This is a genomic window from Streptomyces sp. 3214.6 (assembly GCF_900129855.1).
GTDB classification, from domain to species: Bacteria; Actinomycetota; Actinomycetes; order Streptomycetales; family Streptomycetaceae; genus Streptomyces; species Streptomyces soliscabiei.
In genome coordinates this window covers 1,954,363-1,975,969 of sequence record NZ_LT670819.1, presented here as the reverse complement: position 1 = coordinate 1,975,969, position 21,607 = coordinate 1,954,363, and the positions used below count along the sequence as shown (strand labels likewise).

The window sequence follows — 21,607 nt, the reverse complement described above, 5'->3', positions numbered from 1 at the left end:
CCGGCGCACCCCGGTGAAACCAATTCCATCATTGCCGCACATGCCGACGGAGGCGCACCGTACGGTGGGGACTGCGGGACAGATCTTGCGTAGCTCTGGGGAGAGAGGGCCTGGGCCATGGACCGTGGCACCGAGAGGGACGCACCTCCCAGCCGCGGAGCAGGGGGCGAGACGGCCGACGGCGTGGCCGACGCCGGGCGCGTCCCGCTGGCCGTGGTCGTGGTGGACCGCGAGGGCCTCGTATCCCACTGGAGCACCGGCGCACGCCGGCTCTTCGGCGCCGCCAAGGAGGAGGCGATCGGCCGGCCCGCGATCGATCTGCTCCCCGTCTCCGGTGCGCTCCCCGACCCCGAAGACGACCTTCCGGACGCCGGATACGGGACGGCCGGGGGCTACGGGGGCTACAGGAGCTACGGGGACCACGCCGCCTACGACGGTCTCGGGCCCGGGTTGGACTCCTCCCTCGACCGGGGTCTCGGCTACCCGGCCGCCGGGCGGGCCCGGCTGACCGTGCCCGAGCGCGACGGCGACCGGGTCGATGTCCTGTGGTGGGCCTACCCGCTGGTCGGACCGGGAACGGAACGGCTGCTGGTGCTGGCCGCGGACGCGGCGGCACTGCACAGTGACGATCCGGTGGACCGGGCGGCCGTCGAACGCATCGCCCCCGGCTTCGCCCTGCACACCGACTTCCCCGGCGCCGAGGACCTCGCCCGCCGACTGCCCGAGATCCTGCCCAGCATGAGCGTCGGCGAAAGCGCCCGCATCGTCGCGCAGATCCTCGAACTCGGCTATCCCGTCCTGGAGTTCAGCCAGAACGACCGGGTGCCCGTGACCCCCGACTGGGGCGTGGCCCGGCGCGTCGAACGCAGGGTCCGCCGAGAGCGGGCCGCCCGCGCCGTGGCCGAAGGGATGCCCCTCCCGGAGGACCTCGCCGACGACAGGGAGGACCTCGAGTACGTCGCCGTCCGTGAACGCCTGGAATTTCTCAACGAGGTCAGTGGGAAGATCGGCACCTCCCTCGACCTGTCCCGCACCATCGTCGAGGTCAGCAGAGCCGTCGTCCCGCGCTTCACCGACGTCGCCGGCACCTATCTGCGCGAACAGGTCGTCGCCGGCGAGGGGTTCCCCGACGGCGTGCCGGACACGACCACCATGTGGCACCGGGTCGCCCTGGAGCACACCGACGAGCCCGGCCGCTGGGACGACGTGGTGCCCGTCGGCGAGGCCATGCCGTTCCCCGCGCACACCCCGTTCTTCCAGTGCATGACCACCGGCGAACCCGTCCTCGTGCCGCGTATCACTGAGCAGATGGGCCACGCCATCGCCTCGCAGTTCGAGAAACGCGACATCCGGCCCCTCATCACCGGCCGCTCCATGCTCGTCGTCCCGCTGAAGGCCCGTAACGTCGTCCTCGGCTTCATGATCCTGCTGCGCCACCCCGAGCGCGCCGTCTTCAACGACATGGACCGCGTCACCGGCGCCGAACTCGCCGCCCGCGCGGGCCTCGTGCTCGACAACGCGCGCATGTACACCTACCAGGAGAGCGTCGCCGAGACCCTCCAGGACAGCATGCTGCCGCACATCCCGCCCCGCATGGCGGGCTGCGACATCGCCACCCGCTATCTGCCGGGCACGCTGCTGGGGCGCGTCGGCGGTGACTGGTTCGACTCGGTGAAGCTGCCCGGCGCCCGCACCGCCCTCGTCGTCGGCGACGTCATGGGCCACGGCCTCAACTCGGCCGCCATGATGGGCCAGTTGCGCACGGCCGTGCAGACCATGGCCGCCCTGGACCTGCCGCCCGCCCAACTCCTGCGCAATCTCGACGACTTGGCGCAACGGCTCGGCGACACCTACCTGGCGACCTGTCTTTACGCGGTCTACGACCCGATCGAGAGCGAGCTGCACCTCGCCAACGCGGGCCACATCCCACCGGTGTTGGTGCGTGCCGTCGACGGCCGCAGCGAACTCCTCGACCTGCCCACCGGCGCGCCCATCGGCGTCGGCGGGGTGCCCTTCGAGGCGGTCCGCGTGCGCGTGGAGCCGGGCGACCGGCTGGTCATGTGCACCGACGGTCTGGTGGAGGTGCGCGGTGAGGACATCGGCGTGGGCCTGGCGACGCTCTGCGAGTCCGCCGCCCACCCGGCCGCCGCCATGGACGACGCCTGCGACACGATCATCCGCGCCCTCAACACGCGTGGCGGCCGCAAGGACGACGTGGCTCTGCTCATGACCCGGCTCAACGGCATCGAGCCGGACGACGTCGCGGAATGGCGGCTGCGTCTGGACCCGGCCGAGGTGAGCCGGGCCCGCGCGGTGGTCCGCGAGCAGCTCCACGACTGGGGGCTGGCGAAACTGGCCGACGCGGCCGAGCTGATGGTCAGCGAACTCGTCACCAACGCCCTGGGACACTCCCACCGGCAGCCCGTGGCCCTGCGCCTCGTACGCGGTGACACGCTGCTGTGCGAGGTCGACGACGACGATCACGAACTGCCGACCCTGTTGAGCGCCGGGCCCGGCGACGAGTTCGGGCGGGGGCTGCGCGTGGTGAGCACGCTGGCCCGCGAGTGGGGCGCCAGCCGCACGGGGGCCGGGAAGTCCGTCTGGTTCGAGCTGACGCTGCCGCGCCGCTGACCACTGGCCGCCCCCGGGACGAGGCGCGCGACGGCGTACGGATGTCGAAGGCGGAGTGAAGGAATGCGCTGCCTGCTTGTAGCGGACCCCCTGGAGCGATAGACCGTACTCGCCCGTCACTTACGGCGGATCGATCTTGCATCCTGGGGAGTTGTGCATGAGCGTGGCGAGTCGGTACCGGGAGGCGTGGGAGGGTTTCTGGCGGGAGGCCCCGGACGAGCCGGGCGGGGTGTTCTGGGACGCGGATCCACGTGTGACCTCCGCCGTGCACCTGGCCTTCTTCGAACCCCATATCGTCGACGCGGGCCTGGCGTTGGTGGATCTCGGCTGCGGCAACGGCACCCAGACCCGGTACTTCGCCGACCGCTTCCCGCATGTGGTCGGAGCCGATCTGGCCGCCGCGGCCCTCGATCACGCCCGGCGCACCGACCCCGCCGGACTGGCGACGTACCGGCTGCTGGACGCGGCCGAGAAGGGCGCGGCCGACACCCTGCACACCGAACTGGGGGACGCCAACGTCTACATGAGGGGTGTCCTGCACCAGTGCGAGGCCGACGACCGGCAGCCGCTGGTGGAGGGGATCGCCACGCTGGTGGGGGAGCGCGGCCGGGCGTTCCTCGTCGAACTGTCGGAGGCCGCCCGCCCCGTCCTCGGTTCGCTGGCGCAGGGCCCGGCCGGTCCGCCGCCGAAGCTCGCGCCGATCTTCCGGCACGGCATCGCCCCCGGCGAGGTCGCCGACGACGCGGTGCCGGAGTATCTGCGCGCGGCCGGGCTCACGGTGCTGGCCTCCGGTGAACTGCCGCTCGTCACCACCGAGGTCACACCGGACGGCACCCGGATCGAGCTGCCGTCGAAGTGGTTCGTGGCGGCCCGCGCTCTGTGACCGCCCTCACATCGAAAGGGGTGTCCGGGGCGGTCACACTCGCGCGTCGCGCCGTGTCAGGGGGGTGAAGGAACGCACGGAGACCCCCGCTGAGGAGCTGCTGACATGTCCACTGCCTATGTTGTCGTCACCGTCGTCGGAGCCGTCATGGCCGGCTTCTCGGCCGCCTCGGTCTTCCTGCGCGCCGAGTGGACGGTGAAGCCGCTGGCCGACTACGAAGTGCCGCGCGCATGGTGGCCGTTCCTCGGCGCGGCCAAGGCCGCCGGCGCGGCCGGGCTGCTGGCGGGGCTGTTCGTGCCCGTGGTGGGCGTGCTCGCCGCGGCCGGTCTGGTGCTGTACTTCCTCGGGGCCGTCGTCACCGTGCTGCGGGCCCGCTGGTTCTCGCACGCGCTGTTCCCGCTGGTCTACGCGGCGCCGGTCGTGGCCTCGCTGGTGCTGGCGTTCTGACGAACGGGCGGGTGGGGGGCGGCCGGGAACTCCGGTCGCCCCCCACCCGTGGGGTCAGCCGTCGAACCCGACGGCGTCGAGCACCGCCACCTCGATGCCGTCCAGCCGCGCCCGCTCCGCCACCACGTCGATCCCGGTGATCCCGCCCTCGGTGATCGTGAACATCAGGACCAGCCGCAGCCTGCCCTGCGGCGCCATCGCGAGGCCGACCCGGCCGTCGAGCAGGGCGAGGCCGGTGAACCGGGCGCGGCCGGTCGCCGCCATCGCGCCCTCGGCCACGGGCCGGGCCCCGCCGACCGCGACGGGCTCGGGCGTCGGGACGACGAAACGGTCGGCGGTGAGGACCACGTCCGGGTGCAGCAGGGCGAGCAGCGCCTCGAAGTCGCCGCCGCGCGTGGCGGCCAGGAACGCCTCGACGACCTCGCGCTGCCGGACGCGGTCGACGGCAGGCGCGCCGGCGGGAACGGCGGCGGCAACGGTGGCGGGCGCATCCGCGGGCGCGGATCCCCGGACGCGCCGGCGGGCCCGGCTGGCCAGTTGCCGCGTGGCGGCCGGGGTGCGCTCGATCATCGGGGCGATGTCGTCGAACGGCACGGAGAACAGGTCGTGCAGCACGAACGCGAGCCGCTCGGCCGGGGCCAGGGTGTCCAGGACGACGAGGAGCGCGACCCCGACCGAGTCGGCGAGGAGCGCCTCCTCCTCGGGATCGCCGCCCTCCCCGGGGTCGACGGCGGGCTCGCTCACCCGGTCGTCGAGCGAGACCTCCGGCCGCGTTCTACGGGAGCGCAGCATGTTCAGGCACACCCGGCCCACCACCGTGGTCAGCCACCCGCTGAGGTTCTCCACCGCGCCGATGTCCGCCGTGGCCGCCCTGAGCCAGGTCTCCTGTACGGCGTCCTCCGCCTCGCCGAGCGAGCCCAGCATGCGGTAGGCGACGGCGCGCAGATGAGGCCGGTCGGCCTCGAAGCGCTCCGGTGGCAGCGTCGTGTGCGTGGTCATGAGCGGATCCCCGTTCGTGTCACTGCGGTGCAGGCTTGTGTGCGGAGATCACAACACGGGGGTGGCCAGCCGCACCAACGTCTCCTCGAAGGAAAGGGCGTCCTTGGGCGGCCGGTTGTGCGGGAGCCGGGCCAGCAGGGCGGCCATGCCGCAGGTGTCGGTCGCCGCCGAGAAGACCAGCCCGGCGCCGATCAGCCCGGACAGCCGGTGCGCGCCCGGCCGGGCCAGACCCACGGCGAAACCGGCGAGCACCAGAGAGCCGGCGGCGAGCCGGACCTGGCGGTCCATCGGCCAGGGGGTACGGGACCCCGCCGGACGCTCGACCGGGTGGCCGGCCGCCGCCCAGCCGCCGGTGCCGCCCTCCAGTGTGGCCGCCTCGACGCCGAGGGCCGCGAGCTGCGCGCAGCCCTTCGCGGACCGGTTGCCGGAGGCGCACACGAGCAGCAGCGGCCCGCGCGCGGCGGCTGCCCGCAGGGCGCTCGCGGCCTCGCCGAGCCGGTCCAGGGGGACGTTGCGGGCGCCGGGCAGCCGGCCCCCGGCGTACTCGCCGGGCGTGCGCACGTCGACGACGGTGAACTCGTCGAGCCGGGCGGCGGCCTGGGCGACGGTCAGGCCGGCAGGGGCGGACGCGGGGATGGACGCGGGGACGGTCGTACGGTCGATCGCGGGGTCGGTCATGGAACAGAACCTTTCGACGGGGTGTTGTCCCGCACGGGTAGGATACCCATGGGGGTATATGGGGTCGCATAGGTGTATGCGGGTCATGGAGGAGGAAATGTGCAACTCGACATGTCGGCCGAGGAACTGAAGTCGGCGCTCAACCGGCTGCGGCGCGCCCAGGGGCAACTCGCGGGTGTGATCCGGATGATCGAGGAGGGCCGTGACTGCGAGGACGTGGTCACCCAGCTCGCCGCCGTATCCCGGGCCCTGGACCGGGCCGGCTTCGCGATCATCGCGACGGGGCTGGAGCAGTGCATGACCAGCGAGGACCCGGAGATCCGGAACTCCGCGCAGATGCGGGCCCGCCTGGAGAAGCTCTTCCTGTCGCTCGCCTGAGCGCCCGGGATCCGTATCCGGTCACCGGACGGCGCTCACGCCCATGCCCACCGCCACGGCCAGCAGCACGCCGCCGAAGACGCGCTGCAGGGTCGCGGCGGAGACCTTCGCGGCCAGTCGTCTGCCGTCCCAGGCCCCGAGGACGGCGGTCGCGAGAAACGGCATGATCAGCGTCCAGTCCAGGTGGACGGCCGTGAACGCCCGGGCCGTGAGGGCCGCCAGCGCGTTGGCTGCGACGACCAGCAGACTCGTGCCCACCGCCGCGCTCATCGGCACGGCCAGGACGCCCACCAGCGCGGGCACGGCGAGAAACCCGCCGCCGACCCCCAGGAACCCGGTCACCGCGCCCAGCCCGGCCCCGGCTCCCGCCGCACGCGCCGCCGAGACCCGCCCGTCGCCGCGCGGGGCTCGGCGGCGCAGCATGCGGACGGCGGCCAGGGCGGCCAGTCCCGCGAACATCAGCGTCAGCACCGGCTCGGGGACCCGTGTGGACAGGGCGCCCGCCGCCGCGGCCGGCGGCAGACCGGCCGCCGCGAACAGCAGCCCCGCCCGCCAGCGCACCGCGCCGGCCCGCGCGTGCGCGAGGAGCGCGGTGACCGCCGTGGCGATGACGATGACCAGGCCCGCGGTGGTCGCCGCGACCGGGCTGAAACCGAGCAGGTAGATCAGCGCGGGAACGGTCAGGATGCTGCCGCCCGCGCCCAGCGCCCCCAGCGCCAGACCGACCAGCCCCCCGGCAACCAACGCCAGAACGAACGCGCTCATGCGCCGGAGGTGCCGAAGCCGGGGACGGCGAGGGCGGAGGCGGTCTGGCCAGGGGTGTTGAGACCGGGGATGGTGAGGGGGAGGTTGGCGGCGGCTGCTGCGGTGAAGGCGTCGTCGACGGCTACGACGTGCCGGCCGGCGGCGTCGAGCAGGGAGGCGGCGATGGCCGCGCGCATCCCGCCCGCGCAGTGCACCCAGACCGTGCCCGCGGGCACCTCGGCGAGCCGCGGATGGAGCTGGTGGAGGGGGATGTGCACGCTGCCCTCGATCCAGCCGACCGCACGCTCGCGGTCCCGGCGGACGTCGAGCACGGTCATGTCCTCGCCGCGCCGGCGGGCGGCGGCGAGGTCGGCGAAGGTGGCCCGTGGGAACGAGGCCGGGCGTGCTCCGTCCACGAGCCAGTCGGCGGGGGAGCCCACGGCCGCCGCGGCCGGGCGGTCGATGCCGACCCGGGCGAGCTCCCGCTGGGCGCGCCCGACGTCCTCAGCGCTCCCGGCGAGCAGCGTCACCGGCTTGCCCCACGGGATCAGCCAGGCCAGATAGGTCGCGAGCTGCCCGTCGACCTCGAAGTTGACCGCCCCGGCCACGTGACCTGCGGCGAACGCCACCCGGCTGCGCAGGTCCACCACCCACTCGCCGGCCGCGAGCCGCCGGGCGATCTCGCCCGCGTCGGCGCGCCGCGGCGCCGTCAGGTCCACCGGGGCGGGGCCGCCCGCGTTGGCCGGGCCCATGTGCGCGTAGTACGCCGGGACGTCGTCCAGCCCCGCCAGCAGCTCCTTCACGAACGTGTCCGCGTCCTGCAGGAGCGCCGGGTTGGACGCCTTCTCGACGCCGATCGTGCTGTGCGCGCCGCCGGCCTGCGTGGAGGAGCAGAAGCTGCCGAAGCCGTGCGTGGGCAGCACCGCCACCTCGTCCGCCAGCTCCCGCGCGAGGCGGTGCGCGGAGGTGTGCTGCGCCCGGGCCAGCCGCTCGGTCAGCCGCGGCTCGACGAGGTCGGGCCGGCCCACGCTGCCGATCAGCAGGGAACCGCCGGTGAACGCGGCCACCGGCCGGCCCGCCTCCTCGAGGACGTAAGCGGTGTGGTGCGGGGTGTGTCCGGGGGTGGCCACCGCCCGCAGGACGAGGTCCTCGTCGATCGGCTCCACGTCTCCGTCGGCGACCGGCACACGCGCGTACGTCACCTCCGCCCCGGCCGGCACCAGATAGCGCGCCCCCGTGAGCCGGGCCAGTTCCAGTCCACCGGTCACGTAGTCGTTGTGCACATGGGTCTCGGCGACGGCGACGATCCGCACCCCGCGCCGCGCCGCCGCGGCGATCACGCGGTCGATGTCGCGCGGCGGGTCCACGACCACCGCGGCGCGGGCGCCGCCCGCCAGATGGCTGCGATGGCCCAGCCCCTCGGTCTGGAGGACGTCGACTAGGAACACGGCACACTCACTCCTTCACAGAAGCCGAAAAGTACCCCCGGGGGTATCTGACATCCAAGGTAACAGAGATACCCCCTGGGGTATTTCCGGACCCTGGTCGCCGCCACACCCCGCTCCTGCGGCGCGATCCGTCGGCCAGGCCCTAGGCTCGGGTACTCCTGGAATGGACGGGGCCCGACGTGAAGATCCTCATCAGCGCCGACATGGAGGGCGCCACCGGTGTCACCTGGCCTGCCGACGTGCTGCCGGGCACCGCCGAATGGGAGCGGTGCCGGTCGATGTTCACCTCGGACGTCAACGCCGCGGCGCTGGGCTTCTTCGACGGCGGGGCGGACGAGGTCCTCGTCAACGAGGCCCACTCGACCATGCGCAACCTGCTCCTCGAACAGCTCGACGAGCGGGTGGAGCTGCTCACCGGCCGGCACAAGTCCCTCTCCATGGTGGAGGGCGTCCAGCACGGCGACGTCGACGGCATCGCGTTCGTCGGCTACCACACGGGCGCCGGCATGGAGGGCGTCCTCGCCCACACCTACCTCGCCAACTCGATCACCGGCGTGTGGCTGAACGACGTACGGGCCAGCGAGGGTCTGCTCAACGCGCATGTCGTCGCCGAGTACGGCGTGCCGGTCGTCCTGGTCACCGGCGACGACCTGGCCTGCGAGGACGCGCTCGGGTACGCGCCCGGGGCGCTGAAGGTCGCGGTGAAGGACCATGTCTCGCGGTACGCGGCCGTGTGCCGTACGCCTGCCCGCACCGCCGCCGACATCCGGGCGGCGGCGAAGGAGGCGGCGCAACTGGCGGTCCATCAGGAGCCGGTGAGGGGTGGGCCGTTCACCGTAGCGGTGGAGTTCGACGCCGAGCACCTCGCGATGACGGCCACCCTCGTGCCCGGTGTCGCCCGCATCGGCGAGCGGAAGGTCGCGTACACCAGCGCAACCATGTACGAGGGCATCCGTGCCTTCAAGGCGGTCACCACGATCGTCGCGGCCGCGATCGAGGAGCAGTATGGCTGAGCAGCACAGGCACAGGCACAGGCACAGGCACAGCCACGGGTACGGGCAGGAGCGGGAGCGGCATGGCTGACGCGCAGGCACGGGACGAGGTCGTGCGGTTCACCTCCGACCTCATCCGTATCGACACCGCCAACCGGGGCGGCGGGGACTGCCGGGAGCGGCCCGCCGCCGAGTACGCGGCCGCGCTGCTCGCCGAGGCGGGCGTCGAGCCGACGCTGCTCGAACGCACCCCGGGGCGCACCAACGTCGTCGCCCGGGTCGAGGGCTCCGATCCGACCGCCGACGCGCTGCTGGTCCACGGCCATCTGGACGTCGTCCCCGCCGAGGCCGCCGACTGGAGCGTGCACCCGTTCTCCGGGGAGGTGCGCGACGGGGTCGTGTGGGGGCGCGGCGCCGTCGACATGAAGAACATGGACGCGATGATCCTGGCCGTGCTCAGGGGCTGGGCGCGGCAGGGCGTGCGGCCCCGGCGCGACCTCGTCATCGCCTTCACCGCCGACGAGGAGGCCACCGCCGAGGACGGCTCCGGGTTCCTCGCCGACCGCCATCCGGGGCTGTTCGAGGGCTGCACCGAGGCCATCGGCGAATCGGGCGCGTTCACCTTCCACGACGGCGCCGGACGCGAGATCTACCCCATCGCCGCGGGCGAGCGCGGCACGGCCTGGCTGAAGCTCACCGCGCGCGGGCGCGCCGGACACGGCTCCAAGGTCAACCGGGACAACGCGGTGACCCGGCTGGCCGCGGCCGTCGCCCGCATCGGCGGGCACCCGTGGCCGCTCCGGCTCACCCCGACCGTCCGCGCCGCCCTCACCGAACTCGGCGCGCTGTACGGCATCGAGACCGAACTGCGCGACGTGGACGGCCTGTTGGAGAAGCTCGGCCCGACCGCCGCCCTCGTCGAGGCCACCGTGCGCAACAGCGCCAACCCGACGATGCTGGACGCCGGTTACAAAATCAACGTGATCCCCGGCGAGGCCGTCGCGTTCGTCGACGGCCGCTATCTCGCGGGCGCCGAGGACGAGTTCCGCGCGACCATCGACGAACTCACCGGCCCGGACGTCGACTGGGAGTTCCAGCACCGCGAGGTCGCCCTCCAGGCACCGGTCGACGCGCCGGTCTTCGCCCGGATGCGCGCCGCCGTCGAGGAGTTCGCGCCCGAGGGGCACGTGGTGCCGTACTGCATGTCCGGCGGCACGGACGCCAAGCAGTTCTCGCGGCTCGGCATCACCGGCTACGGCTTCGCACCGCTGAAGCTCCCGCAGGGCTTCGACCACCAGGCCCTCTTCCACGGGGTCGACGAACGGGTTCCGGTCGAGGCGCTGCACTTCGGCGTCCAGGTCCTCGACCGGTTCCTGCGGACGGCCTAGGCGAGCGGGGGAGAACGTGCAGGTCCTGCCCTACGGTTCCTGGCCCTCGCCCATCGACGCGACCCTGGCGGCCACCCACGACGGGCGCCCCGAGTACGTCGGTTTCGTCGGCGACGAGGTGTGGTGGACCGCGCCCCGGCCGACCGAGAACGGCCGCCGCACCCTCGTGCGGCGACGCGCGGACGGCACGGAGGAGTCCGTCCTGCCCGCACCCTGGAATGTCCGCAGCCGGGTCGTCGAGTACGGCGGACAACCCTGGGCCGGCACCGTACGGGACGGCCGGCCCCTCGTGGTGTTCGTGCACTTCGCCGACCAGCGGCTGTACGCGTACGAGCCCGGCCCCGACGCCGAGCCGCGCCCGCTCACTCCCGTCTCCGGCGTGGGCGGCGGACTGCGCTGGGCGGAGCCGCAGTTGCTGCTGGAACGGCGTGAAGTCTGGTGCGTACTGGAGGAGTTCACCGGCGAAGGCCCCACCGACGTCCGCCGCGTCCTGGCGGCCGTACCGCTGGACGGCTCGGCCGCGCACGACCGCGACGCCGTACGCGAACTCACCGACGACAGCCGCCGGTTCGTCACCGGAGCCCGTCTCTCGCCCGACGGCCGCAGGGCCGCCTGGCTGGCCTGGGACCATCCGCGGATGCCGTGGGAGGGGACGGAGGTGGTCGTCGCCGACGTCACGGGCGGCGGCATGCTGAGCGATGCCCGGGTGGTGGCCGGCGGGCCGCAGGAGTCGATCGCGCAGGTCGACTGGATGCGGTCGGCGGACGACTGCCTGCTGTATGTGAGCGACCGCAGCGGCTGGTGGAACCTGTACCGCGACCACGAACCGGTCTGCCCGCGCGAGGAGGAGTTCGGCGGGGCCCTGTGGAAGCTCGGGCACCGCTGGTTCGCGCCGTTGGACAGCGGGCTCGTCGCCGTCGTGCACGGCCGGGGGGCCACCGCCCTCGGGATCCTCGACCCGCGGACGGGGGAGCTGATCGACGCGGCGGGGCCGTGGACGGAGTTCGCCTCGACCCTCGCCGTGCACGCCGAACGCGTCGTCGCCGTCGCGGCCAGTCCGCGCACCGCGTACGAAGTGGTGGAGCTGGACGCCCGGACCGGCCGCGCCCGGGTGATCGGCGCCGCGCACGACGACGCCGTGGACCCGGCCCACTACCCCGAGCCCCGGATCCGCACCTTCGGCGGACCCGACGGCCGTGACATCCACGCGCACGTCTATCCGCCCCACCACCCCGCACTCGTCGCCCCCGGCCACGAACTGCCGCCGTATGTCATCTGGGCCCACGGCGGGCCCACCGACCGGGCGCCGCTCGTGCTGGACCTGGAGATCGCCTACTTCACCTCGCGGGGCATCGGGGTCGTCGAGGTCGACTACGGGGGTTCGACCGGGTACGGGCGGGCCTACCGGGAGCGGCTGCGCGAGCAGTGGGGCGTGGTCGACGTCGAGGACTGCGCGGCGGTCGCGCTGGCCCTGGCCGACGAGGGCACCGCCGACCGCGACCGGCTGGCGATCCGCGGCGGCAGCGCCGGCGGCTGGACCGCCGCCGCCTCGCTGACCGGCACCGACGTCTACGCCTGCGGCACGATTCTCTACCCCGTGCTGGACCTGGTGGGCTGGGCGACGGGGGAGACCCACGACCTCGAGTCGCGGTACGTGGACAGCCTCGTCGGACCGCTCGCCGAGGTGCCCGCCCGGTACGCGCAGCGCTCGCCCGTCGAGCACGCCGACCGGATCACGGTGCCGTTCCTGCTGCTGCAGGGCCTGGACGACGTGATCTGCCCGCCCGCCCAGTGCGAACGGTTCCTGGCCCGGCTGGCGGGGCGGTCGGTGCCGCACGCGTACCTCGCCTTCGAGGGGGAGGGGCACGGGTTCCGGCAGGCGGCGACGATGGTGCGCGCGCTGGAGGCCGAGCTCTCGCTGTACGCTCAGGTGTTCGGGCTGCGTCCGCCCGGTGTCCCGAGGTTGGAGCTCGTGCAGTGAAGGAACTCGTGCGGCCGTCGCGGCTCGCCGCGGGCGCCCGGGTCGCGGTCGTCGCGCCCAGCGGACCCGTGGCGGAGGAGCGGCTCCAGGCCGGTCTCGACCTGCTGCGCGGCTGGGACCTCGACCCGGTGGTCGCCCCCCATGTGCTGGAGCGGCACGACCGGCTGCCCTACCTCGCGGGCGCCGACGCCGACCGGGCCGCCGACCTCCAGCGGGCCTGGTGCGACCCGGCCGTCGACGCCGTGCTGTGCGCACGCGGCGGCTACGGCGCCCAGCGCGTCGTCGACCTGCTCGACTGGGACGCGATGCGGGCGGCCGGACCGAAGGTGTTCGTCGGCTTCAGCGACGCCACCACCCTGCACGAGGCCTTCGCCGTCCGCCTCGGCCTGGTCACGCTGTACGGGCCGGTGGCCGCGGGCGTCGACTTCATCAAGAACGCCCGCGCGCAGGACCACCTCAAGGCCACCCTGTTCGCCCCGGAGACCGTCCGCACGCTCGCCTCCACCGGTACCGCCCTCGCCTCGGGCCGGGCACGGGGCATCACCATGGGCGGCTGTCTGGCGCTGCTGGCCACCGGCCACGGCACCCCGCACACCCACGCCGGCGCCCGCGGCGGACTGCTGCTGATCGAGGACGTCGGGGAGTCGCCGTACGCGGTGGACCGGGCCCTCACCCAACTCCTGCGCACCGGCTGGCTGGACGGGGTCGCGGGCGTCGCGCTCGGCTCCTGGGACAGGTGCGGCCCGTACGAGAATCTGCGGCCGGTCCTCGCCGACCGGCTCGGCGGCCTCGGCGTCCCCGTGGTCGAGGAGCTCGGATTCGGGCACTGCGAGGGAGCGGTGACCGTGCCGTTCGGCGTGGCCGCCGCCCTCGACGCGGACGCGGGCACCCTCACCCTCGACGCGCCCGCCCTGCGCTGACCTCCTGCCCCGCGGCGGACGGGCACGACTCACCCGGAGCGCACGTCTCACCGTGCGTGCCGGAGGCTTCGGTCCCACCCTGGTGGCATGAGCCCGAAGACCTCGAAGACCTCGAAGACCTCGAAGACCTCGAAGACCTCGAAGACCTCCGAGACCTCCGGGCGCGACGTGAAGGGCGGTGGCAGGGCCGGGGCGCTGACGCCCGCCCGGATCGCCGTCCTGGTGCTCGCCGTCCTCGCCCTGATCTTCATCTTCGAGAACACCCGCGCCACGAAGATCCGACTGCTGACTCCCGAGGTGACGATGCCGCTGTGGGCGGCCCTGCTCGCCACGGGGCTCATCGGCGCGCTGTGCGGGGCGTATCTCGCGTATTCCAGGACCCGGCGGAGGTGACCGGCGTCGTAGGCTGACCCGATGCCGCACACCGCATCCCGCTACCTCGCCGAGGGCCCCCGCACCGGTATACGCCACTTCACCTACGAGGACGGGCCGGAGTTCACCGCCCGGGTGCGGGAGAGCAAGGACCTGCACCGTCCGTGGCTGTTCCCGCCGGCCACCGCCGACGCGTACACGGCGTACGCGGGCCGGCTGATAGAGGACCGGTCGAAGGCCGGGTTCCTCGTGTGCACCCGGGAGGACGGGGCCGTCGCCGGATTCGTGAACATCAACAACATCGTCGAGGGCGGCTTCCAGTGCGGTGCGCTGGGCTACGGCGTCTTCGCGCACGCGGCCGGGCGCGGGCTGATGCGCGAGGCGCTAGGCCTCGTGGTGCGGTACGCCTTCGGGCCGTTGCGGCTGCACCGGCTGGAGATCAACGTGCAGCCCGGGAACGCCGCCTCGATCGCCCTCGCCCGGGCCTGCGGCTTCCGGCTGGAGGGCTTCTCCCCGAAGATGATCTACATCGACGGGGAGTGGCGCGACCACGAGCGGTGGGCGATCACCGCAGAGACGGTCAACGACGGGACGCGGGCTTGAAGTTGATCTTCATGGTGTCGAGGTCCGTGACCGTCGACCTCAGGCCGGCGAAGCCGTAGCCGAGCTCCCGCAGCGTCGTCTCGGCGCGCTCCTCGGCGAGCGCGCCCGCCAGCTCCTCGCCGTCCGCCGCGTCCGACACCACCACGTACCGCATCGAGAAGTGCTTCAGCGGCGACGACTCGTAGGACAGCGAGCCCTCCTCGGTGAACCGCATGCTCGTCAGCCCGTGGCCGTCGGCCTCGGCGAGCAGCCGGGTACGGGCCGCCTCGGTGAGACCGTCCCACGTGCCACGGACGATCACCCGATACGTGTGCTGCTCACTCACTGTCACTCACTCACTGTCGGTCTTGCGCGCCCGGTCGGTCTTGCGCGCGGGGCGTCGAACGCCCGACTCTACGGCCGGGAATCGGCGCCGCACACGGATTTTTCGTCCTAGTGCCCGCGCCGGTCCGCGTACTCGTACACCGCACCGTCCGGGTGCCGGACGATCAGGTTGCGGCCCACCGGCGTCGGTACCGGGCCGGCCAGGACGTCCGCGCCCAGCTCGGTGAGGGTCTTGTGCACCTCGTCGACGTCCGTCACGGCGATCGTCGCGGCCACCTTGCGCAGCACCTCCAGCTCGGCCGGGGGGCCGCTCATCAGCAGGAAGCAGCCGACGGCGGCCACCTGCACCCCGCCCCGCTCGAAACGGAGGGCGTCGGTCCCCGCCAGCCGCTCGTAGAAGGAGACCGCGGCCTCCAGGTCGTCGACACAGACACGCAGCGTTGCTCCCAGAATGTCCATGCGGACGAGCCTAGTTGGGGCGGCCGCGGCCGGGTGATCCCTTCACCTGATCCTCTCGCCGTCCCCTCGCCGTTCCCGCCCCGGTGCGCCGGCCGCCGGCGTTATGCGTCGGTGACGGCGGGTACCCGGCGGCCATGGAGCGCATCGATCACCTGGAGCATCTGGACAAGCATCTGGTCGACGAACTGGCGCAGGTGGCGCGCGAGACGATCCGCGACGAACTGCGCGAGCAGTCCCGCAAGCAGCGCCGTAAGGCCACGCTGTACGCCGCGTCCGGCGCCGTCGCCCTCTACGCGGGCGCGGCCGTCGCACTCGCGGTCGGCCTGGCCCTCGACGTGGGCCTGCCGGGCTGGGCCGCGGCGCTGATCACCGCCGCGATCCTCGGCGCCGTGGCGTACCTGCTGCGGGGCGCCGCCCAGCCCCACACGCCGCGGCCCAGGAGCCACGGGCGGGTCATCGGCGGCACGCCGCCGGCCGGGCCGCCCGGCGGTACCGGAACGGCCTACCCGCCGATGCCGCCGACCGCGCCCGGCACCGGAGTGCCGGCACCGGGCGAGGCGCCGCGCCTGGACGACATCGACCCCGAGAACCCGCACCACCGGGGGTGACACGCGGTGAGCATCCGTCGAGGAGCGGGCAGGGCCGTCGTGGTGACCGGAGCCAGCGGGGGCGTGGGCCGGGCCACGGCCGTCGCCTTCGCCGCCCGCGGCGACCGGGTCGCCCTCCTGGCCCGGGGCCGCGAGGGCCTCGCCGCCGCGGCGGAGGACGTGCGGCGCGCCGGCGGTGAGGCGCTCGTCGTGAGCGTAGACACCGCCGACGCCAACGCCGTCGAGGACGCGGCACAGCAGGTCGTCGACGTGTTCGGCGGGATCGACATCTGGGTCAACAACGCCTTCGCCGGCGTCTTCGCGCCGTTCACCGAGATCACCCCGGACGAGTTCCGCCGCGTCACCGAAGTGACCTATCTGGGCTACGTGTTCGGTACCCGGGCGGCCCTGCGGCACATGCTGCCACGGGGCCGCGGCACGATCGTGCAGGTCGGTTCGGCGCTCGCCTACCGCGGGGTGCCGCTGCAGTCGGCGTACTGCGGGGCCAAGCACGCGATCCAGGGGTTCAACGAGTCGCTGCGGTGCGAGCTGCTGCACGCAGGCAGCAAGGTCCGCACGACGATGGTGCAGCTGCCCGCGATGAACACACCGCAGTTCGAATGGGTCCTGAACCGGATGCCCGGGCGGGCCCGGCCGGTCGCTCCGGTGTACCAGCCCGAGGTCGCCGCGCGGGCGATCGTGCACGCGGCCGGGCACGGCAGGCGGCGCGAGTACTGGGTGGGCGGGTCCACGGCGGCGACCCTGATGGCCAACGCGGTCGCACCCGGGCTGTTGGACCGGTATCTGGCGCGGACCGGCTTCGACGCCCAGCAGGACGCCGGCGGCCACGCAGGCGTGGGGAACCTGTGGGCCCCCGCCGACGGGCCCCATGGGCACGACTTCGGGCCGCACGGGCGTTTCGACGGGGAAGCGGCGGACCGCAGCGCGCAGGAGTGGGTCTCGCGCAACCGGGCCCGGATGGGGAAGGGGCTGCTGGCCGGGGCGCTGGGCGCCTCCATGGGCGCTGTCGGCGTCGGGCTGCGCCGTCGCGGCCGGCTCTGAGTCAGAGCTCCAGCCGCAGCCATGGGCATGGGCGTGGGCGTGGCCATCGCCGTAGCCGTGCAGGGGCGCCCGGACGGGAAACCGGCGCACGTTTGGCCGCCACAGCCAGGGGGACGCGGAAGCCCTCGTACGACAACCGTCCGCACCACCGTCCGAACACCGCCGGAGGCGAACCGTGAGCCGACCCCGCATCGTGATCGTCGGAGCAGGCTTCGCCGGATACCGGGCGGCCCGCACTCTGGCCCGGGCGGCCCGGGGACGGGCCGACATCACCCTGCTCAACCCGACCGATCACTTCCTGTATCTGCCCCTGCTGCCCCAGGTGGCGGCGGGCATCCTCGAACCGCGCAGGGTCGCCGTGTCGCTGTCCGGCACCCTGCGCGACGTACGGCTCGTGCTGGGCGAGGCCGACCGCATCGATCTCGACGGGCGCACCGTCCACTACAGCGACCCCGAGGGCGACACGGGTTCGCTCGGGTACGACCGGCTCGTGCTCGCTGCGGGCAGCGTCAACAAGCTGCTGCCCATCCCCGGGGTCGCCGAGCACGCGCACGGCTTCCGCGGCCTGCCCGAGGCGCTCTATCTGCGCGATCACCTCACCAGGCAGGTGGAGTTGGCCGCCTCCGGCGACAACGCGTCCGACTGCGTGGCGCGTTGCACCTTCGTCGTGGTCGGGGCGGGCTACACGGGCACCGAAGTAGCCGCGCAGGGCCAGCGGTTGACCGACGCGCTGGTGCGCGACCACCCGCTGCGCACGGGCATGCGGCCGCGCTGGCTGCTGCTCGACGTCGCCGAGCGCGTCCTGCCCGAACTGGACGAACGGCTCTCGCGCACCGCCGACCGGGTGCTGCGCGAACGGGGCGTGGAGGTGCGCATGGGGACCTCCGTGAAGGAGGCCACGGGCGAGGGGGTCCTGCTGACCGACGGCGAGTTCGTCGACACCCGCACGCTGGTGTGGTGCGTGGGCGTCCGGCCCGATCCGCTCGTGGAGTCGCTGGGGCTGCCCCTGGAGCGTGGCCGGCTGCTCGTCGAGCCGACCCTGCAGGTGCCGGGCCGGCCCGAGGTGTTCGCCTGCGGTGACGCGGCCGCCGTACCGGATCTGGAAAGGCCCGGGGAATACGCGCCGATGACCGCGCAGCATGCGTGGCGGCAGGGCAAGGTGGCCGGACAGAACGTCGCCGCCTCGTGCGGCGGGGGAGGCGGTCTGCGGCCGTACCGGCACAAGGACCTGGGGTTCGTCGTCGACCTGGGCGGGGCACAGGCGGCCGCGAATCCGCTCGGCGTCCAGTTGTCCGGTCCCGTGGCCGGGGCGGTGGCCCGCGGCTACCATCTCGCCGCGATGCCCGGCAACCGCGTCCGGGTGGCTGCCGACTGGCTGCTGGACGCCGTACTCCCGCGCCAGTCCGTTCAGTTGGGTCTCGTACGGTCCTGGTCGGTGCCGCTGGACACGGCGTCGCCCGAGCTGGCACGGGTACCGGGCGCCCCCAGGCGGGAACCGGTTTCCGGTCCCGGCGCGGCCGCTCCCGAGGACGTGAACGGCGAACCCGACGCGGAGACCGAGACCGAGACCGACCACCAGACCATCACCTCCCCGACGCCCGAGGTGGCCAAGGGCGAGACCGCAGCCGAGGCGGAGGGGAGTCGGCCCGGCGTCGAACCCGCGAAGAACCAGCCGGGGCCGGAGCCCGCGAAGAACCAGCCGGGGCCGGAGCCCGCGAAGAACCAGCCCGGGCCAGCGCCCGCCAAGGGGCATCCGGCGCCCGGGCCTGTCAAGCGCGGTGACGTCCGCGCGGATCGCGTAGAAGGAGACCAGTAGCCCGATGGACACCGCCGAACTCACCGAACTCGGACAGCAGTTGAGGGTGGACAGTGTGCGTGCCTCCGCCGCGGCGGGGTCCGGGCACCCGACGTCCTCGATGTCGGCCGCGGACCTGATGGCCGTACTGCTCGCCCACCACCTCCGCTACGACTTCGACCGCCCCGCCCACCCCGGCAACGACCGCTTCGTCCTCTCCAAGGGCCACGCCTCCCCGTTGCTCTACTCCGCCTACAAGGCCGCCGGGGCCGTCGACGACGAGGAACTCCTCACCTTCCGCAAGCTCGGCAGCCGGCTCGAAGGGCACCCCACCCCGCAGCGGCTGCCCTGGGTCGAGACGGCTACCGGATCGCTTGGGCAGGGGCTCCCGGTGGGCGTCGGTATCTCGCTGGCCGGGAAACGGCTGGACCGGGTCGACTACCGAGTGTGGGTGCTGTGCGGAGACAGCGAGCTCGCCGAGGGCTCGGTGTGGGAGGCCGCCGAGCACGCGGGCCACGAGCACCTCGACAACCTCACGGCGATCGTGGACGTCAACCGGCTCGGCCAGCGCGGCCCCACCCGGCACGGCCACGACCTCGACGCCTACGCACGCCGCTTCCAGGCCTTCGGCTGGCACACGGTCGAGATCGACGGGCACGACGTGGACGCGATCGACCGCGCGTACGGCGAGGCGATCTCCACCAAGGGCCAGCCCACCGCGATCCTCGCCCGCACGCTCAAGGGCAAGGGCGTCGAGTCCGTTCAGGACCGCGAGGGCCTGCACGGCAAGCCGCTGCCCGACGCCGACGAGGCGATCGAGGAGCTGGGCGGCCTCCGCGACCTGCGGGTCCAGGTGCACGCACCGGCCGAGACGCGCATGCTGCACTCCGTGCCCACCGGACACCTCGACCTGCCCAGGTGGGAGAAGGGCGAGGAGGCGGCGACCCGGGACGCCTACGGGCAGGCCCTCGCCGCCCTCGGCACGGCCCGCGGTGACGTCGTCGCCCTCGACGGCGAGGTGAGCGACTCCACCCGCGCCGAGGCCTTCGCCAAGGAGCATCCCGACCGCTTCTTCGAGTGCTACATCGCCGAACAGCAGCTCGTCGCCGCCGCGGTCGGCCTCGCGACGCGCGGCTGGGTGCCGTACGCGTCCACGTTCGCGGCCTTCCTGACCCGCGCCTACGACTTCGTGCGCATGGCCTCGATCAGCGGCGCCGGCATCAACCTGGTCGGCTCGCACGCCGGAGTCTCCATCGGGCAGGACGGGCCCTCGCAGATGGGCCTGGAGGACCTGGCGATGTTCCGGGCCGTGCACGGCTCGACCGTGCTGTACCCCTGCGACCCCAACCAGACCGCCCGGCTCGTCACCGCCATGGCCGGACTGGACGGCGTCCGCTATCTGCGCACCTCGCGCGGCGCCGGACCGGTGCTCTACGGGCCCGACGAGGAGTTCCCCGTCGGCGGCAGCAAGGTGCTGCGCTCCTCCGACCGGGACCGCATGACGATCGTCGCGGCCGGCGTCACCGTGCACGAGGCGCTGCGGGCCGCCGACGCGCTCGCCGGCGAGGGCATCGCCGTCCGGGTCGTCGACCTGTACTCGGTCAAGCCCGTCGACCGGGCCACGCTGCGGCGCGCCGCCGAGGAGACCGGGCTGCTGCTGAGCGTGGAGGACCACCATGAGCAGGGCGGCCTCGGGGACGCCGTCCTCGACGCCTTCCTCGACGGGCGGCCGATGCCCCGGCTGGTGCGCCTGGCCGTGCGGACGATGCCCGGTTCGGCGAGCCCGGCCGAGCAGTTGCACGCCGCCGGCATCGACGCCGAGTCGATCGCCGCATCCGCGAGGCTGCTGGTGGAACAGGCGATCGCGCCATGAGCAAGGGCGCGGGCGGCGGCAACGGCGGCGAGGTGCGCACGGTGCGCGCCGGCCGCCGTACCGTCGAGGTGCACCGGCCGGACAAGGTGCTCTTCCCGGCCGGCGAGGACGCGAAGGAGTACACGAAGGGCGACCTCGTCGCGTACTACCGGTCGGTCGCCGCGTTCATGCTGCCGCAGCTGCGTGGCCGCCCGCTGATGCTGGAGCGGCATCCGGACGGGATCGACGGCCCCCGCTTCATGCAGAAGAACACCCCCGCGCACTATCCGGAGTGGATCACGCGGGTCGAGGTGGCCAAGGAGGACGGCACGGTGTGCCACACCGTCTGTGACGACTCCGCCACCCTCGCCTTCCTCGCCGACCAGGCCTGCCTCACCCTGCACCGCTGGCTGTCGCGGGCCGGCCGGGTCGACCGGCCGGACCTGATGGTCTTCGACCTCGACCCGGCCGACGACGCCCCCTTCGCCGCCGTCCGCGAGGCCGCCGGATGGCTGGGCGAGCTGCTCCGCGAGCTGCGGCTACCCTCCGCCCTGATGACGACCGGCTCGCGCGGACTGCACGTCGTCGTCCCCCTCGACGGCTCGCACGGCTCCGACGGCTCCGACAGCTCCGACCGTTCGGACAGCTCGGACGGCTCCGGCGGCTCGGAGGGCCTCGGCTTCGATGAGGTGCGCGCCTTCGCCCGGGACGCCGCCGAACTCCTCGTCGCCGAGCACCCCGACCGGCTGACCACGGCCGCCCGCATCAAGGACCGCGGCAACCGTCTCTACCTGGACGTACAGCGCAACGCCTACGCCCAGACCGCCGTAGCCCCCTTCACGGTGCGGGCCCGGCCCGGAGCGCCGGTCGCCACACCGATCACCTGGGAGCAGCTCGACGATCCGGAGCTCGGCCCGCGCCGCTGGACCATCGCCGACGCCGTCGAGCAGGCCCGCACCCGGCCCTGGTCCGGGATGCCGGGCCGCGGGCGCGCCCTGGGCCCGGCCCGGCGCCGGCTCGACGCACTGCGCGGCTCGTGAAGGTTTGGCCAAGAGTCTTCAGGC

21 protein-coding genes are annotated in these 21,607 nt (G+C 73.6%); 15 read left to right on the top strand and 6 right to left on the bottom strand.

From position 1 onward, the window contains the following. Positions 1–117 precede the first annotated feature (117 nt). The 3 genes from B5557_RS45680 (at position 118) to B5557_RS08895 (ending at position 3,961) form a co-directional block, all read left to right on the top strand. Positions 118–2,631: a SpoIIE family protein phosphatase gene (locus B5557_RS45680; protein WP_079658606.1), complete on the top strand. Its 2,514-nt coding sequence runs from the start codon at positions 118–120 to the stop codon at positions 2,629–2,631. A 157-nt stretch (positions 2,632–2,788) separates the two neighbouring features. Further along, the gene (locus B5557_RS08900; protein WP_079658605.1) at positions 2,789–3,514 is read left to right on the top strand and encodes a class I SAM-dependent methyltransferase; all 726 of its coding nucleotides are present in this window, start codon (positions 2,789–2,791) and stop codon (positions 3,512–3,514) included. Between the two features lie 105 nt (positions 3,515–3,619). Further along, positions 3,620–3,961: a DoxX family protein gene (locus B5557_RS08895; protein ID WP_079658604.1), complete on the top strand. Its 342-nt coding sequence runs from the start codon at positions 3,620–3,622 to the stop codon at positions 3,959–3,961. Between the two features lie 54 nt (positions 3,962–4,015). On the opposite strand, the gene B5557_RS08890 is transcribed toward B5557_RS08895, so the two are convergent. Together B5557_RS08890 and B5557_RS08885 are read right to left on the bottom strand one after the other, a co-directional pair. Continuing rightward, positions 4,016–4,960 carry a sigma-70 family RNA polymerase sigma factor gene (locus tag B5557_RS08890; protein ID WP_079658603.1) on the bottom strand — a complete coding sequence of 315 codons (945 nt, stop codon included), beginning with the start codon at positions 4,958–4,960 and terminating at the stop codon, positions 4,016–4,018. 48 nt (positions 4,961–5,008) lie between these two features. Next, positions 5,009–5,638 (bottom strand): rhodanese-like domain-containing protein, encoded by a 630-nt coding sequence (locus B5557_RS08885; RefSeq protein WP_079658602.1) that lies wholly within the window; start codon positions 5,636–5,638, stop codon positions 5,009–5,011. 111 nt (positions 5,639–5,749) lie between these two features. Between B5557_RS08885 and B5557_RS08880 the strand changes: the two genes are divergently transcribed. Continuing rightward, entirely contained in the window at positions 5,750–6,016 is a 267-nt protein-coding gene (locus B5557_RS08880; protein ID WP_399316624.1) for a metal-sensitive transcriptional regulator, read from the top strand. Between the two features lie 21 nt (positions 6,017–6,037). On the opposite strand, the gene B5557_RS08875 is transcribed toward B5557_RS08880, so the two are convergent. Together B5557_RS08875 and B5557_RS08870 are read right to left on the bottom strand one after the other, a co-directional pair. Continuing rightward, positions 6,038–6,781 (bottom strand): sulfite exporter TauE/SafE family protein, encoded by a 744-nt coding sequence (locus B5557_RS08875; protein ID WP_079658600.1) that lies wholly within the window; start codon positions 6,779–6,781, stop codon positions 6,038–6,040. Continuing rightward, a complete protein-coding gene (locus tag B5557_RS08870; protein WP_079658599.1) occupies positions 6,778–8,208 on the bottom strand; it encodes an MBL fold metallo-hydrolase in 1,431 nt (476 codons plus the stop codon). Before B5557_RS08870 ends, B5557_RS08875 begins: the two co-directional genes overlap by 4 nt. A gap of 179 nt (positions 8,209–8,387) precedes the next feature. On the opposite strand from B5557_RS08870, the gene B5557_RS08865 reads away from it, so the two are divergent. The 6 genes from B5557_RS08865 to B5557_RS08840 all read left to right on the top strand — a co-directional run bounded on the left by B5557_RS08865 (position 8,388) and on the right by B5557_RS08840 (position 14,464). Further along, the gene (locus B5557_RS08865; RefSeq protein ID WP_079658598.1) at positions 8,388–9,221 is read left to right on the top strand and encodes a M55 family metallopeptidase; all 834 of its coding nucleotides are present in this window, start codon (positions 8,388–8,390) and stop codon (positions 9,219–9,221) included. 62 nt (positions 9,222–9,283) lie between these two features. Further along, positions 9,284–10,588, top strand: coding sequence for a M20/M25/M40 family metallo-hydrolase (locus B5557_RS08860; protein WP_079658597.1), 1,305 nt, complete (start codon positions 9,284–9,286; stop codon positions 10,586–10,588). 16 nt (positions 10,589–10,604) lie between these two features. Then, positions 10,605–12,569: a prolyl oligopeptidase family serine peptidase gene (locus B5557_RS08855; RefSeq protein ID WP_079658596.1), complete on the top strand. Its 1,965-nt coding sequence runs from the start codon at positions 10,605–10,607 to the stop codon at positions 12,567–12,569. After that, positions 12,566–13,489, top strand: coding sequence for a S66 peptidase family protein (locus tag B5557_RS08850; protein ID WP_079658595.1), 924 nt, complete (start codon positions 12,566–12,568; stop codon positions 13,487–13,489). The genes B5557_RS08855 and B5557_RS08850 overlap by 4 nt, the downstream gene beginning before the upstream one ends. Positions 13,490–13,576: 87 nt before the next feature. Continuing rightward, the gene (locus B5557_RS08845) at positions 13,577–13,882 is read left to right on the top strand and encodes a LapA family protein (protein WP_079658594.1); all 306 of its coding nucleotides are present in this window, start codon (positions 13,577–13,579) and stop codon (positions 13,880–13,882) included. A gap of 21 nt (positions 13,883–13,903) precedes the next feature. Then, positions 13,904–14,464 carry a GNAT family N-acetyltransferase gene (locus B5557_RS08840; protein WP_079658593.1) on the top strand — a complete coding sequence of 187 codons (561 nt, stop codon included), beginning with the start codon at positions 13,904–13,906 and terminating at the stop codon, positions 14,462–14,464. Here the strand turns inward: B5557_RS08840 and B5557_RS08835 are convergent. Further along, positions 14,442–14,789: a DUF6204 family protein gene (locus B5557_RS08835; protein ID WP_079658592.1), complete on the bottom strand. Its 348-nt coding sequence runs from the start codon at positions 14,787–14,789 to the stop codon at positions 14,442–14,444. The genes B5557_RS08840 and B5557_RS08835 overlap by 23 nt on opposite strands. Positions 14,790–14,896: 107 nt before the next feature. Continuing rightward, entirely contained in the window at positions 14,897–15,247 is a 351-nt protein-coding gene (locus B5557_RS08830) for a VOC family protein (RefSeq protein WP_079658591.1), read from the bottom strand. A 134-nt stretch (positions 15,248–15,381) separates the two neighbouring features. Here B5557_RS08830 and B5557_RS08825 point away from each other — a divergent pair, with 134 nt between their 5' ends. The 5 genes from B5557_RS08825 to B5557_RS08805 all read left to right on the top strand — a co-directional run bounded on the left by B5557_RS08825 (position 15,382) and on the right by B5557_RS08805 (position 21,583). Then, a complete protein-coding gene (locus B5557_RS08825) occupies positions 15,382–15,855 on the top strand; it encodes a phage holin family protein (RefSeq protein WP_079658590.1) in 474 nt (157 codons plus the stop codon). 12 nt (positions 15,856–15,867) lie between these two features. Continuing rightward, the gene (locus B5557_RS08820) at positions 15,868–16,896 is read left to right on the top strand and encodes an SDR family oxidoreductase (RefSeq protein WP_079664668.1); all 1,029 of its coding nucleotides are present in this window, start codon (positions 15,868–15,870) and stop codon (positions 16,894–16,896) included. 175 nt (positions 16,897–17,071) lie between these two features. After that, positions 17,072–18,712, top strand: a complete 1,641-nt coding sequence (locus tag B5557_RS08815) for an NAD(P)/FAD-dependent oxidoreductase (protein ID WP_079658589.1) — start codon at positions 17,072–17,074, stop codon at positions 18,710–18,712. Positions 18,713–18,716: 4 nt separating this feature from the next. Further along, positions 18,717–20,564, top strand: a complete 1,848-nt coding sequence (locus tag B5557_RS08810) for a transketolase (RefSeq protein ID WP_079658588.1) — start codon at positions 18,717–18,719, stop codon at positions 20,562–20,564. Then, on the top strand, positions 20,561–21,583 hold the full coding sequence (locus tag B5557_RS08805; RefSeq protein ID WP_079658587.1) for a DNA polymerase domain-containing protein: 1,023 nt from the start codon (positions 20,561–20,563) through the stop codon (positions 21,581–21,583). Before B5557_RS08810 ends, B5557_RS08805 begins: the two co-directional genes overlap by 4 nt. The last annotated feature ends 24 nt before the right edge of the window (positions 21,584–21,607 follow it).

Coding starts and splice junctions, on each gene's coding strand:
- B5557_RS45680 (WP_079658606.1), top strand. CDS start 118: ATGGACCGTGGCACCGAGAGGGACGCACCTCCCAGCCGCGGAGCAGGG.
- B5557_RS08900 (WP_079658605.1), top strand. CDS start 2,789: ATGAGCGTGGCGAGTCGGTACCGGGAGGCGTGGGAGGGTTTCTGGCGG.
- B5557_RS08895 (WP_079658604.1), top strand. CDS start 3,620: ATGTCCACTGCCTATGTTGTCGTCACCGTCGTCGGAGCCGTCATGGCC.
- B5557_RS08890 (WP_079658603.1), bottom strand. CDS start 4,960: ATGACCACGCACACGACGCTGCCACCGGAGCGCTTCGAGGCCGACCGG.
- B5557_RS08885 (WP_079658602.1), bottom strand. CDS start 5,638: ATGACCGACCCCGCGATCGACCGTACGACCGTCCCCGCGTCCATCCCC.
- B5557_RS08880 (WP_399316624.1), top strand. CDS start 5,750: ATGTCGGCCGAGGAACTGAAGTCGGCGCTCAACCGGCTGCGGCGCGCC.
- B5557_RS08875 (WP_079658600.1), bottom strand. CDS start 6,781: ATGAGCGCGTTCGTTCTGGCGTTGGTTGCCGGGGGGCTGGTCGGTCTG.
- B5557_RS08860 (WP_079658597.1), top strand. CDS start 9,284: ATGGCTGACGCGCAGGCACGGGACGAGGTCGTGCGGTTCACCTCCGAC.
- B5557_RS08845 (WP_079658594.1), top strand. CDS start 13,577: ATGAGCCCGAAGACCTCGAAGACCTCGAAGACCTCGAAGACCTCGAAG.
- B5557_RS08840 (WP_079658593.1), top strand. CDS start 13,904: ATGCCGCACACCGCATCCCGCTACCTCGCCGAGGGCCCCCGCACCGGT.
- B5557_RS08830 (WP_079658591.1), bottom strand. CDS start 15,247: ATGGACATTCTGGGAGCAACGCTGCGTGTCTGTGTCGACGACCTGGAG.
- B5557_RS08825 (WP_079658590.1), top strand. CDS start 15,382: ATGGAGCGCATCGATCACCTGGAGCATCTGGACAAGCATCTGGTCGAC.
- B5557_RS08810 (WP_079658588.1), top strand. CDS start 18,717: ATGGACACCGCCGAACTCACCGAACTCGGACAGCAGTTGAGGGTGGAC.
- B5557_RS08805 (WP_079658587.1), top strand. CDS start 20,561: ATGAGCAAGGGCGCGGGCGGCGGCAACGGCGGCGAGGTGCGCACGGTG.